General features: G+C 74.2%; 13 protein-coding genes. 7 read left to right on the top strand and 6 right to left on the bottom strand.

Going from position 1 to position 12,587, the window contains the following annotated elements; translation table 11 throughout:
- Nucleotides 1–106: 106 nt before the first annotated feature.
- Nucleotides 107–571 (bottom strand): RDD family protein, encoded by a 465-nt coding sequence (locus HCN56_RS18035; RefSeq protein ID WP_167972421.1) that lies wholly within the window; start codon nt 569–571, stop codon nt 107–109.
- A gap of 229 nt (nt 572–800) precedes the next feature.
- Between HCN56_RS18035 and glnA the strand changes: the two genes are divergently transcribed.
- The 5 genes from glnA to HCN56_RS18010 all read left to right on the top strand — a co-directional run bounded on the left by glnA (nt 801) and on the right by HCN56_RS18010 (nt 6,711).
- On the top strand, nt 801–2,216 hold the full coding sequence (gene glnA, locus HCN56_RS18030) for a type I glutamate--ammonia ligase (RefSeq protein WP_167972419.1): 1,416 nt from the start codon (nt 801–803) through the stop codon (nt 2,214–2,216).
- A 230-nt stretch (nt 2,217–2,446) separates the two neighbouring features.
- Nucleotides 2,447–3,526 (top strand): 2-keto-3-deoxygluconate permease, encoded by a 1,080-nt coding sequence (locus HCN56_RS18025; RefSeq protein ID WP_167972417.1) that lies wholly within the window; start codon nt 2,447–2,449, stop codon nt 3,524–3,526.
- Nucleotides 3,523–4,758, top strand: a complete 1,236-nt coding sequence (locus HCN56_RS27295; RefSeq protein WP_167972415.1) for a four-carbon acid sugar kinase family protein — start codon at nt 3,523–3,525, stop codon at nt 4,756–4,758. Before HCN56_RS18025 ends, HCN56_RS27295 begins: the two co-directional genes overlap by 4 nt.
- Entirely contained in the window at nt 4,755–5,801 is a 1,047-nt protein-coding gene (gene pdxA, locus HCN56_RS18015) for a 4-hydroxythreonine-4-phosphate dehydrogenase PdxA (RefSeq protein ID WP_167972413.1), read from the top strand. The genes HCN56_RS27295 and pdxA overlap by 4 nt, the downstream gene beginning before the upstream one ends.
- A gap of 43 nt (nt 5,802–5,844) precedes the next feature.
- Entirely contained in the window at nt 5,845–6,711 is an 867-nt protein-coding gene (locus HCN56_RS18010; RefSeq protein WP_209312882.1) for a GntR family transcriptional regulator, read from the top strand.
- Between the two features lie 95 nt (nt 6,712–6,806).
- Here the strand turns inward: HCN56_RS18010 and HCN56_RS18005 are convergent, their stop codons facing one another.
- Nucleotides 6,807–7,580, bottom strand: a complete 774-nt coding sequence (locus HCN56_RS18005) for a helix-turn-helix domain-containing protein (RefSeq protein ID WP_167972409.1) — start codon at nt 7,578–7,580, stop codon at nt 6,807–6,809.
- 361 nt (nt 7,581–7,941) lie between these two features.
- Here HCN56_RS18005 and HCN56_RS18000 point away from each other — a divergent pair, with 361 nt between their 5' ends.
- Complete coding sequence (locus HCN56_RS18000) at nt 7,942–8,571, top strand: DUF4241 domain-containing protein (RefSeq protein ID WP_167972407.1); 630 nt, start codon at nt 7,942–7,944, stop codon at nt 8,569–8,571.
- Between the two features lie 27 nt (nt 8,572–8,598).
- On the opposite strand, the gene HCN56_RS27450 is transcribed toward HCN56_RS18000, so the two are convergent.
- The 4 genes from HCN56_RS27450 to HCN56_RS17980 form a co-directional block, all read right to left on the bottom strand.
- Nucleotides 8,599–8,799 (bottom strand): DUF6126 family protein, encoded by a 201-nt coding sequence (locus HCN56_RS27450; protein ID WP_209312885.1) that lies wholly within the window; start codon nt 8,797–8,799, stop codon nt 8,599–8,601.
- Nucleotides 8,796–9,470 (bottom strand): helix-turn-helix domain-containing protein, encoded by a 675-nt coding sequence (locus HCN56_RS17990; RefSeq protein WP_167972405.1) that lies wholly within the window; start codon nt 9,468–9,470, stop codon nt 8,796–8,798. The genes HCN56_RS27450 and HCN56_RS17990 overlap by 4 nt, the downstream gene beginning before the upstream one ends.
- A gap of 198 nt (nt 9,471–9,668) precedes the next feature.
- Nucleotides 9,669–9,878 (bottom strand): CsbD family protein, encoded by a 210-nt coding sequence (locus HCN56_RS17985; RefSeq protein WP_167972403.1) that lies wholly within the window; start codon nt 9,876–9,878, stop codon nt 9,669–9,671.
- A gap of 121 nt (nt 9,879–9,999) precedes the next feature.
- Nucleotides 10,000–11,619 carry an N-acyl-D-amino-acid deacylase family protein gene (locus HCN56_RS17980; protein WP_167972401.1) on the bottom strand — a complete coding sequence of 540 codons (1,620 nt, stop codon included), beginning with the start codon at nt 11,617–11,619 and terminating at the stop codon, nt 10,000–10,002.
- Between the two features lie 181 nt (nt 11,620–11,800).
- Here HCN56_RS17980 and HCN56_RS17975 point away from each other — a divergent pair, with 181 nt between their 5' ends.
- Entirely contained in the window at nt 11,801–12,556 is a 756-nt protein-coding gene (locus HCN56_RS17975) for a hypothetical protein (protein ID WP_167972399.1), read from the top strand.
- Nucleotides 12,557–12,587: the final 31 nt, after the last annotated feature.

Raw genomic sequence — 12,587 nt, 5'->3', positions numbered from 1 at the left:
GGTGCCGCCGCCCCGCTCGGCTCCGGGCAGGCGCGGGGCCGGCACCGGGCGCGGCTGCGGCCGAAACGGGGCGGCGTCAGGAGCGGCCCCCGGGGGGGCGCGGTGGTCAGATGCGGACCTGCACCGCGGCGGCGAGCCGGTCGTGGAGGCCGCGCTGGTCACGGTCCCAGATGAGCGCCGGGACGGCGAGCACCAGCAGCAGGGTGCGCAGCGCCGCGCGGGGGAAGCTCAGCCGGCCGCCGTGGACCGAGAGGACGCGCAGGCCGAGCAGCCGCTTGCCGGGGGTGGACCCGACAGTTCCGACGGTGAGGACGGCGGTGACGGCGAAGACCAGCAGGGTCCAGTTGCCGAGCGAGGCCTGACCGTCGGCGAGCAGACCGTATGCGATCAGCATGCACAGCGCCCAGTCCAGAGCGAGTGCGCCGATGCGGCGGCCGGGGCCGGCGAGGGAGCCGGGGCCGTCCTCCGGAAGGCCGAGGCGTTCACCCCGGTAGCCGAACTCGACACCCATCTCCTCGGCCGCCGCTCGCGGGCCGGAGAGCCACGATCCCATTGCCTGGCGCTTGTCCACCCGACCACGGTAGCGCCTCGGGCCGGGCCTCCCGCGACCGGCCCGCACCCGCCCCGGCGCCCGGTGCCGCCTCACCACTTTCGGAAAGTTGTCCGGTTAACATCGGCGAAACAGGTGAGTCATTCCTGAGTAATGCCCTGTTCCTAGGGTCGGCCCCGGCAGGTCACCGCACTGGGCTGCCCATCGAGCTGCAACGCCCCGTCCTCGCGGCGGGCAAGGAGGACTCCGGATGTTCCAGAACGCCGACGAGATCAAGAAGTATATTTCGGACAACGACGTCAAGTTCATCGACGTCCGCTTCTGCGACCTGCCGGGCACCATGCAGCACGTCACGGTCCTCGCGGAGGCGTTCGACCCTGCCGAGCAGCTGATGTTCGACGGCTCCTCGATCCGCGGTTTCCAGGCCATCCACGAGTCCGACATGGCGCTTGTCGCGGACCTCACCACCGCCCGCCTGGACCCGTTCCGCAAGGACAAGACGCTCAACATCAACTTCTTCATCCACGACCCGATCACGGGTGAGGCGTACAGCCGCGACCCGCGGAACATCGCGAAGAAGGCCGAGGCGTACCTCGCCTCCTCCGGTATCGCCGACACCGCCTACTTCGGCCCCGAGGCCGAGTTCTACGTCTTCGACGACGTGCGGTTCGAGACCAAGGCCAACGCCGGCTACTACTACATCGACTCCGAGGCCGGAGCCTGGAACACCGGTGCCATCGAGAACGGCGGCAACCGCGGTTACAAGGTCCGGTACAAGGGCGGGTACTTCCCCACTCCCCCGGTCGACCACTTCGCCGACCTGCGCGCGGAGATGACCCTGGAGATGGTGAAGGCCGGCCTGGAGGTCGAGCGCCAGCACCACGAGGTCGGCACCGCGGGTCAGGCCGAGATCAACTACAAGTTCAACACGCTGCTCGCCGCGGCCGACGACCTGATGCTGTTCAAGTACCTGGTCAAGAACGTCGCCTGGCGCAACGGCAAGACCGCGACCTTCATGCCGAAGCCGATCTTCGGCGACAACGGCTCGGGCATGCACGTCCACCAGTCGCTGTGGACCGGCGGCCAGCCGCTCTTCTACGACGAGCAGGGCTACGCCGGCCTGTCGGACACCGCCCGCTACTACATCGGCGGCATCCTCAAGCACGCGCCGTCGCTGCTGGCCTTCACCAACCCGACGGTGAACTCGTTCCACCGCCTGGTGCCCGGCTTCGAGGCCCCGGTGAACCTGGTGTACTCGCAGCGCAACCGCTCCGCCGCGATGCGCATCCCGATCACCGGCTCCAACCCGAAGGCCAAGCGCGTCGAGTTCCGCGCGCCGGACCCGTCGTCCAACCCGTACCTGGCCTTCTCCGCCCTGCTGCTGGCCGGCCTCGACGGTGTGAAGAACAAGATCGAGCCCGCCGAGCCGGTCGACAAGGACCTCTACGAGCTGGCACCGGAGGAGCACGCGGGCATCCCGCAGGTCCCGACCTCGCTGCCCGAGGTGCTGACCGCGCTGGAGGAGGACAACGAATACCTCCAGGCCGGTGGCGTCTTCACCTCCGACCTGATCGAGACCTGGATCGACTACAAGCGGGAGAAGGAGATCGCCCCGATGCAGCTCCGCCCGCACCCCCACGAGTTCGAGCTGTACTTCGACGTGTGATCCGCACGTACCCCAGCGAACCCCTCCGCCGCCCGGGACCGGGCAGCGGAGGGGTTCTGCGTTGCTGGGGGCGGAGCGGCGGCCACCGCGCTCCGGAGGTGCGGGCGGGCGGGGCGATCCGCGGTCGGGGACGTTCGACGGGTTGACACGGCGACCATCCACATCGCAACGTACATACAACATGTACGGACACGCTGTCCGTTCGTGCTTGTCCCGATGACGGAGAGCCCATGACCCGCAACGACGCGACCGACAGAACGATCGTCCCGATCTTCGACTTCATGAACCGCCTCCCCGGCGGCCTCATGCTCATCCCGCTGGTGCTCGGCTCCATCGTCGGGACGTTCGCCATGCCCGCCCTGGAGATCGGCAGCTTCACCACGGCGCTGTTCAAGGACGGCGCGCTGGCCCTCATCGCGCTGCTGATCTTCGCCACCGGCACCCACGTCACCGCGCGGACCAGCGGCCCCGTCCTGGCCCACGCCGCCGTGATCCTCACCGCGAAGTCGCTGATCCCCGCCACCGCCGTGGTGCTGCTGGGCCTGGCCGTGGGCCTGGACGGCATCGCGGGGGTGTCGATCCTCGCCCTACTGGTCGCGGTCGACAACTCCAACGGCGGCCTGTGGCTCGCCTTCACCGGCCGGTACGGCGACAAGCGGGACCGCGGCGCCTACGTCTCCTCGGCGGTGAACGACGGGCCGTTCCTCTCCATGGTCTTCCTCGGCGTCTCCGGTCTCGCCGCCATCCCCGGCACGCTGCTGCTCGCCGCGATCATCCCGTTCGTGCTGGGCATGCTGGTCGGCAACCTCGACCCCAAGTGGCGCGAGGTCATGCGGAGCACCCCCAGCATCGTGATCCCGTTCTTCGCCTTCGCCCTGGGCACCGGCATCGACCTGGGCAACGTCGTCCGGGGCGGCGCCTCCGGTCTGCTGGTCGGCGCCGTCGTCGCCCCGTTCACCGGCGCGCTGGTCTACTTCGGCTACCGCTACGTGCTGCGCCGCGGCGCCAAGAGCGGCCTCGGCTTCGCCGCCGGCACCACCGCGGGCAACGCCATCGCCACCCCGGCCATCGTCGGCGCCGCGGACCCGCAGTTCGCGCCGTACGTCGAGACCGCGACCGCCCAGGTCGCCGCGTCCGCCCTCATCACCGCCATCCTCGCGCCGCTGATCGCCTCGTGGGTGCTCAAGCGCCAGGGCGGCCTCACCGTGGTCGACGAGGAGGGCCGGGAGGTCACCGACGAGAAGACGGACGCCCCCGGGGAGCCCCCTGTCGGACGATCGGGCGACGACGACACGGACGTCCGGCTGTGACCCGGGCCTTCGTCGTCGCGGACGACCTCACCGGCGCCAACGACACCGGGGTGCAGTTCGCCCTCGCCGGGTGGAGCACCACCCTCCGCCTCGGGGCGGAGGGAACCGGACCGCGTCGGGCGGCAGGTCAGGCGACGGCCGTGTCGACCGACTCCCGCGCACTGGACCACGACGGCGCCGCCACCGCGACCCGGACCGCCGTCGCAGCCGAGCGGCTCGCCGCGGACGACCACCTCTACCTCAAGACCGACTCCACGCTGCGGGGGTCCGTCGCCGCCCAGATCGCCGGCGCCCTCGCCGCCGCGCCCGACGGCGCCGTGGTCGTGCTCGCCCCCGCCTACCCGGCGATGGGCCGCACCGTCCACGAGGGCCGCCTGCTGGTGCACGGGGAGTCCGTCACCCTCTCCCCCGCCGGGCGCGACCCGGTCACGCCCGTCACCACCGACCTGCTGACGGAACTGGTGCCGGGGGCCGTCCCGGTCCCCGTCGCGCCGACGGCCGCCGCGTGGGCCCGGGCGATCGACGCCGCGAGCCGGCACGGCGCGGTGGTCGCCGCCGACGCCGGTACCGACGCCGAACTGGCCCGGCTCGCCGAGGCGATCGTCCTGCTCGGGCCGCGGGCGGTCCCCGCCGGCTCCGCGGGGCTCGCCGCACCGCTGGCCGCGCTCTGGCGCACCGACGGCACACCCCCGGACCACGCGGCCGAACCGCCCGCCGCACTCCGTCCCCTCGTCCTCGTCTCCTCCCACCACCTGGTCGCCCGCGACCAGGTGGCCGCCGCGGAGCGCGCGGACACCACCGCCACCGTGGTGCGGACCACGACCGACGCACTGCTGCGCGGCGAGGCACCCGCACCGGCCGCCGGCGAGGGCCCGGTGATCCTGCTCTCCCCCGACGAGCGCGCCCGGCCCGGCCACTCCGCGCAGCTGGCAGCCGCGCTCGCCGGCCACGCGGCACACCTGCTGGCCGACGCCGACCACGGCGACCACCCCTTCGACGCCGTCGTCCTGGTCGGCGGCGACGGCGCGGAGGCCTTCCTCACCGCCGTGGGCGCCCACGGCATCGCCGTCCGCGGCACCCTGCTGGAGGGGGTGCCGGACGGCCGGGTCGCCGGCGGCACCCGCGACGGCCTGGCCGTCGTGACCAAGGCCGGCGGCTTCGGCGACGACACGACCCTCACCCTGCTGCTGCGCGCCCTGCGCACCCCCACCCGAACGGAGACTTCTCGATGACCAGGCCCGTGCTCGCCCTCACTGTCGGCGACGTGGCAGGAATCGGCCCCGAGATCACCGCCCGCACCCTGCTGCACCACCCCGCGCTGCGCGAGCGGTGCGTGCCCGTGGTGGTCGGCGACGCCGACTCCCTCCGGCGGGGCTGCGAGACGATCGGCGCGGACCCGGCCGCCGTGCGCGTGCTGGACCACCCGAGCGAGGCCACCAACGACCCGGCGCTCATCGAGGTGGTGCAGGCGGGGCCGTCCCTGGCGCACGTGCCGTTCGGCGAGATCCACCCCGACGCGGGGGACGGCGCGCACCGCTACGTGGTGACCGCCGTGGAACTCGCCAAGCAGGGCGCGGTCCACGGCATCGTGACGGCCCCGCTCAACAAGGCGGCCATGCACGCCGCGGGCCACCGCTTCCCCGGCCACACCGAACTGCTCGCCCACGAGTTCGCGGTGAGGAACTTCTCACTGGTCCTGTCCGCCGGCGACCTCTACTTCTTCCACCTCACCACCCACGTCTCGCTGCGCGAGGCGATCGACGGCGTCACCCCCGAGCGCACCGACGCCGTGCTGACCCTGGCCGGGGCCTTCACCCGTGCCCTGGGCCGCCCCGGGGAGCGGATCGGCCTGGCCGGGCTCAACCCGCACGCCGGCGAGAACCGGATCTTCGGCCACGAGGACGCCGACGTGCTGGCCCCCGCCGTGGAACGGGCCCGTGCCGCCGGGCTCGACGTCCACGGCCCGCTGCCCGCCGACGCCCTCATACCCCAGGCGGTGAAGGGCCGGTGGAACCTGGTGGTGGTCTGCTACCACGACCAGGGCCACGCGCCGTTCAAGGCGGTCTACGGCGACGACGGGGTGAACATCACCGTCGGGTTGCCCGTGGTCCGGGTCTCGGTCGACCACGGGACGGCGTTCGACATCGCCGGCCAGGGCGTCGCCCGCGAGGCGAGCCTGGTGCTCGCCGCCGAGCGGGCGGCCGACCTCGCACCCGGGTGGGATCATGTGTGGCGCGCGGCGCAGGCCGCCGAGAGCACGCCGGACGCCGACTGACGACCCCCGGGCCGCCCCGCCCCGGGAGGGACGAGGAGCACACGTGGCCAGGACGCCGTTGCACGCGCGGATCTCCGAGGACCTGCGCGGACGCATCCACGACCGGGAGCTGAGCCCTGGCGACCTGCTGCCCTCGGAGAGCGCGCTCCAGGAGCAGTTCTCCGTCTCGCGGTCCGTCGTGCGCCAGGCCCTCGCCACGCTGGAGGCGGAGGGCCTGGTGCGGCGTGCGAAGGGCCGGGGCACGGTCGTCGCCCCGCGCGGTGAGCTGCACCGGAACGTCGACCTCTCCTCCGGTCTCATGGCCCAGCTCCAGCAGCGCGGCGCGCGCACCACCACCGAGGTGCTGCGGCTGGAGCAGGCCGATCCGCCGCAACACGTCACCGCGCTCGGCGAGCGGGTGACGGTGCTGGAGCGGCTGCGGCGGGTGGACGGCGAGCCTGCCGCCTTCATCCGCACCTATCTGCCGATCGCCATCGGCAGCGCGCTGGACCGGGCGGCGCTCACCGACACCTCGCTCCACCACCTGGTCGGGGAGGTGACCGGGCGCCGGGTCGCCGACGGCCGGCGTACGATCCGCGCCGTCGCCGCGGCGCCGCCGCTGCACGCGGTACTGGGCGTGGCGGCGGGCGCCCCCCTGCTGCTGCTGGAGGGAATGAGCGTCGACCAGGACGGCAGCCCGGTCGAGGAGTTCTCCACCTGGCACCGCTCGGACCGCATCGCTTTCGACCTCGCGTTGCAGCCCGGCGCGCCGCGCACCGGCGGGGCGGAGAGCGGCACCGGACGCCCCGACGGCTCTCTCGGGCCGGCGGGCGGCGTCGCCCTCGGGGGCTCGGACGAGCGGCTCGACCGGGCGATCGCTCTCGCCGAGGAGACGCTGGCGGAGCTGCGCGCGGTCCGCCGCGCGCGCTGACGGGCACACCCCCGCCCGCGGTGGGGGCCGCGGAGCCGCGCCGGGTGCGCCGCACCGCTGCGGGGAGGGGGCGGGGCGGCCGGGAAGAGACCGGGTCAGTGTCCCGATCGGTCCGGGCCGGGCCCGCCCGCCGCTGGTTCCTCCGAGCCGGGGTCGTCGGCCAGGATGCGGTTGACCTCCCGCAGCACCGCGATCTGCCCGGCGGTGTAGTGGTCCGCGACCGTCTGTGCCATCACGGCGACGGCGATGGTCCTCTCGCCGAGGGCGTACGCGCCCATGTCGGCCGACGAGGGGTAGGTCGTCCGTATCTCGCGGACGACCGGGGCGAGACGGACGGCGAGGTCGCGCACGGCGGCCTCGTCGGCGTCGTCGGGGACGGCGTCGAACTCGTCGTCGAACTGCCGGTGGGTCATCGACATCTCTCGCATCTCCCGCACGGCCACCTCGTTGAACAGTTGCGAGGAGACGGTGACCAGCGCGAGGTCTGCCGCAGTGAAACGCGGTGCGACCTCCTCGAACCCCGGCGGGACGTCGGCCGTCGCCTCGTGGCGCAGCAGCTCGGCGAGTTCGGCGCGGACGGCCTGCTGCCGCTCGATGGCGGCGGCGAGTTCGGCGTCCAGGGTCCGCACCGCGTCGCTGAACCCGTCGCCGGAGCCGCCGGTGGCGCCGATCTGCGCCACGGTCAGCCCCAGTTCCCGCAGGCGCCGTATCTGGAGCAGCCGCACGAGGTGCGGCGTGCCGTAGCGCTTGTAGCCGTTGGACCCGCGAGTGGGCTCGGCGAGCAGGCCGACGGCGTGGTAGTGGCGGATCGCCTTGACGGTCGTCCCCGCCAGTTCGGCGAGTCGGCGGGTGCTCCAGTGGGTCGTCATGGCCGGGCTGCGCTCCTCATGCGTCCATCCTGCGACAGGGAGCGGCTCAGCGGAAGCGCGGGGCGGGTGGACGACCCGCGCGCTTGACCCTGCCCCGGGGGCAGCGTTTGTGATGACCGGGGCAGGAGGTGAGCGGCGGTGCCGCGCCCCGCGGCCGGGACCGCCGGGGGTCAACGTGGCGAGCGGCGCCGCGATGTGGAGCTGTTGAGTGCGTGCCGTGTCGGACGTCGCTCTCCGGCATCATGGGCAGCCCCCGGGGGGGCACGGCCGGGGCTGCGTCACGCCTCCGCGTCCCGTCCGCGCACTCGCTGTCGGAGTGCGCGGGCATTCGTCGGAACGGACCAGGAACAGAGGAACGGGCATGCCCAAGGAGCCGTGCGACCTCGCGTACCCCTTCTCCCCGGGGGCGCGGCTCGTCATGAACACCGGGCGGATCGCCGTCGTCCGGACCCAGCGGCTGGCGCTGCTGTCGCTGCCGACCGGGCGGCTCGTCGCGGGTGAACTGGTCCGGCCCGGGGAGGTCGGCCCGGCGTTCACGGCGCGGGTGCGGCCGGGGGCCCACCCGGTGGTGCTGCACCTGGCGGATCTGCCGCCCGACGGCCCGCTGCCGGCGCTCACCCTGGTCGCCGGGGCGCGGGTGGTGGTCCGGGAGGCGCCGGTGGCCCGCTGGGAGATGGCGGTGGGCGAGGGGCAGGACCCGGCGGGGCTCGCGGCGGACGACTTCTTCGGGTACTCGGTGCGGCACGGCACCGGGGGCTTCGTCGACGCGTCCGGGGTGCCGGCGCTCGTCGGCCCGGGCGCGAACCGAACGCCGCGGGACGGGTCGCCCCCGTTGCCCCGCCCGGTCACCTTCGCCGCGGGTCACGGCAACGGGGACTACCCCACGTGGGTGGGGCGCGACCACTCCGGTGGAGTGGTCTGCTTCTTCACCGACTTCTTCGTGCTGACCGACGGCGAGGTGCTGGAGCGTCTCGACGACGGCGGTGGCTGACCCCGTCGGTGTGCCGAGCCGCCGTGGTCACTTCCCGACGGCGAACAGCAGGTAGAGGAAGCCGGCGAAGACGTGCCCGCCGATCAGGTAGAGGAAGAGGCGGATCAGGAGCCCGCGCGGCGAGCGGCCGTTCTCGCGCTCCTCGCCGTGGCCCACCTTGGCGGGGGCACGGCGGGGCGCCGCGGGCTCCACGGGGGTGCCGCTGGTGTCGGAGGTCTGGCTGGTCACGGTTTCCGCCTTCCGGTCGGGGTGGTGCCGGGGCCCGGGTCGACGCCGCCCGGCACGCCGCCGCCGAGGCAGAGGGCACCGGACTGCGCCTGGAGCAGGGTGTGGAGGAACAGCAGGTCGGTGCCGCCGGGTGACGCGGCGCCGATGCGGTGCGGCGTCATGCTGTCGAAGTGGGCGGAGTCGCCGGGCTCCAGCAGCTGGGAGGACTCCCCCAGGGTCAGCGCGAGCCGCCCTTCGAGGACGTACAGCCACTCCTCGCCCGGGTGGACCCGCACCAGGTCGGACTGGGTCCCGGGCGGGACGTGGACCCGGAGCGCCTGCATGGCGCGGTGGCTGCCGCCGGCCTGCCGGTAGGTCCAGCCGCCGGCGTCGGCCGCCTCCTGGCGGTCGCCGCGGATGACCGGGTCCTGCTCGGGCGTGGTCTCGCCGAGCAGTTCGGAGACGGTGGTGCCGTAGGCCCGGGCGAGCGCCAGCAGCAGTGGCAGGGACGGTTGACGCAGCCCGGTCTCCAGCCGCGAGAGGTGGGCCGGGGAGAGTTCCAGGCGGGCCGCGGCGGCTTCCAGGGTGTGGCCGGCGGCGCGGCGGAGTTCCCGCAGGCGGGGGGCGATGGCCGGGACGTCCGCGCCCGGCCGGACGGGCGGCGGGGGCGACCCGGGAGGGAGGGGTGCCATGACCCCATTACGCCACGTTCTTTACCCCGAAGGCAAAGCTCTTGCCTCAGAGGCAAAGCGCTCGATCCACCGCGCGGGGGCGGTGGGGCGGTGCGCGGCGTCCTCACCAGTGTCGGGCATGACGAAGGGCCCCGTCACCGGGGCCCTCGGTCTTCTTCGGGTGTCCGATCGGCCTGCCGAGCGGCGGCCGGGCGCCGGTCAGTCGCGGCGCTCGTCGTCCCTGTTCTCGGAGGTCAGGGAGTCCTTGATGCCGGCGGCGCGGTTCTTGAGGTCCTCGACGCCTTCCTTGGCGCTGCCCTTGGCCTGGTCGGCCTTGCCCTCGGACTTCATCCGTTCGTTGCCGGTGACCTTGCCGATCGCCTCCTTGGCCTTGCCCTTCAGGCGGTCGGTCGCTCCGTCGTTGCTCATGGCGGCCTCCTGGCGTCGCGTGGCGTTCGGTACGGCACCGAGCCTAGACCGGGCGGCGCTCCACCGCTCGTCAACCGCACCGCCCCGGCGTGTCGCCGCCCCGGCGGCGGCCTCCGACGGCTCAGCCCACCGGGCCGTCCCCACCGGTGCCGCCGTGCAGCAGGACCCGCCCGGCGCCCGCCTCCGCGGCCCGCCCGTCGGTCACGGCGAGCCGGCCGCCGACCAGGGTGTGGACCACCCCGGTCGCCGTCCGCCAGGGGTCGGCGAAGGTGGAGGTATCGGTCACGGCCGCCGGGTCGAAGACCGCGAGGTCGGCGACGGCGCCGGGCCGCACCACGCCGCGGTCGGTCCAGCCGAGCCGGGAGGCGGGCAGCCCGGTCATCTTGCGCACCGCCTCCGGCAGCGCGAGGACGCCCTTCTCCCGGGTGAAGTGGCCCAGCACCCGCGCGAAGGTGCCGAAGCTACGGGGGTGCGGCCGCCCGCGGCCCTCGGTGCGGAGAATCCAGCCGTCGCTGGCCACGGCGACGTCGGGGTGGCTCATCACCCGGTGGACGTCCTCCTCGGCCATGCAGTGGTGGATCGAGGCGATCTGCCCCTCGTGGGCGGCGAGCAGGTCGAGGACGGCGTCGGCGGGCGAGGTGCCGAGCACCGCGGCGGCCTCGGTGACGGTCAGCCCCACCAGCCGGCCCGGGTCCGGGACCGCGCCCTCGGGGAACTCGGCGATGGTGACGCGGTCCGGGCTGAACGAGCCGTCGGCCTCCCCCGCCGTCAGGTCGGCCACCAGCCGGGCGCGCTGCTCGGGATCGGCGATGCGCCGCAGCAGGGCGGCGACCCCGCCGTCGAGGGCGTAGCCGGGGAGGACGGTGGTGAGGGTGGTGGAGGAGGCGGTGTACGGGTACTGGTCGGCCGCCACGTCCACGCCGTCGGCGCGGGCCTCGTCGATGAGCCGCAGCGCGTCGCCCACGGTCCCCCAGTGGGGCACGCCCGCCGCCTTGAGGTGGGAGATCTGCAGCCGCACGCCGGTACTGCGGGCGATGGAGATGGCCTCCTCGACCGCGGCCGCCAGGTGGGCGCTCTCGTCCCGCATGTGCGTGCTGTGCAGCAGCCCGTGGTCGGCGGCGATCCGCGCGAGGGCGGCGAGTTCGGCGGTGGCGGCGTAGCGACCCGGCGGGTAGATCAGGCCGGTGGAGAACCCGACGACGCCGTCGGCGACGGTCTGCGCCATCAGGCGGCGCATGGCGGCGAGTTCCGCCTCGGTGGGCGTCCGGTCCTCGGTGCCGACGGCGGCGACGCGCAGCGCGCCGTGGCCGGTCTGCGGTGCGAGGTTGACGCCGAGCGGAAGCCGTTCCACGGCGGCCGCCCAGCCGGCGGCGGTGGTCCACTCCCAGGTGAGGCCGTCGTCCAGGAAGCCGCAGAGCGCGCGGAGCTCCTCGGCGTGCTCCGGGACCACGGGGAAGGGTGAGAAGCCGCAGTTGCCGGTCACCAGCGTGGTGACGCCCTGGAGGAGCTGCGTCTCGGCGCGGGGTTCGCCCATGACGGTGAAGTCGGCGTGCGAGTGGAGGTCGATGAATCCGGGGGTGACGACAGCGCCGGAGACGTCGAGGACGCGCCGGGCGGTGGCGGGGACGTCGGGGCCGACGGCGGTGATCCGGCCGTCGGTCACGGCGAGGTCCGCCGTCCGGGGGGCCGCGCCGGTTCCGTCGATGAGCGTGCCGCCGCGCAGCACCAGGTCAGGGGTCATCGTCATACTCTGCGCCGCGGGGCCGGGCAGGTTCAACACGTACGGGGTGTGCTCCGGGGCACCCGTGACGGTGCGACGGCCGGGCCCCGCGGCGGACGACCGGTCAAGTGCTGCTCACTCGCCCGGAGTTGCGGGTGGGTATCGCGGTGACGGTGTCGGTCGGCGCCGGTACTGTGACCGGATGTTCGCCGGAACCGTGGAACTCCTGGCCGAGACCGTCCGAGACCAGTCGCTGTCGTTGCTGGTCGGCGGCGGCCTGACCGCCGGCGCCGGCTGGGCGCGCTGGCTGCTGGTGAAGCGGCTGCCCGCCCGCCGCACCTGGCGGTTCGAGCGTGCGGCGGACCGGCTGATCATGGTCGTGTCCAGCTCCGCGGAGGTGGACACCGGCCAGTACACCCGTCCGACCACTGGCGTCGGCCAGGTCCGCGCCATGTCGCTGCTCGTGCCCCGGCTGGTGCGCGCCTACCGCGACGTGGACCTCCAGCAGGTCAGCCTCTCGGAGGGGCTGCCCGGCCGCGACCTGGAGGCCGACCTGCTGCTGCTCGGGGGCCCCAAGACCAACGAGGTGACCGGGCGGGCGCTGGACGCCCTGCCCGGACTGCCGCTGCGGGTCGACGGCAACGTCATCGCCTGGGGCGAGGAGCAGTTCGAGGGGCGGGTCCTCGGCGACCGCGTCGTCAGCGACTTCGGGTACGTGGTCCGCGCACCCAGCCCGTTCGCACCCGGACGGCGGATCGTGGTGGTCGCGGGTTCCCACACCTTCGGCACGGTCGCGGCGGCCCGCTGGCTCGCGGAGCGCGGCGGCGGCCGCGACGTGCCGGCCGATGTCGCGGTGCTGGTCGAGGCGCCGGTCTCCGCCGACGGGCACGTCGGCGTACCCCGTGAGCTGCGCCGCGCCCGGGTCGCGGCCTCGCCCGTGCCGGCCCAGCGGAGCTGAGCCGTCCGCCGCCCCGCCGCCCCCCCGCCCC

It is taken from the genome of Streptomyces lonarensis, from assembly GCF_012033735.1.
GTDB classification, from domain to species: domain Bacteria; phylum Actinomycetota; class Actinomycetes; order Streptomycetales; family Streptomycetaceae; genus Streptomyces; species Streptomyces lonarensis.
Note: the sequence above shows the minus strand (reverse complement) of the source record. Positions and strands in the feature narration are given on the sequence as shown.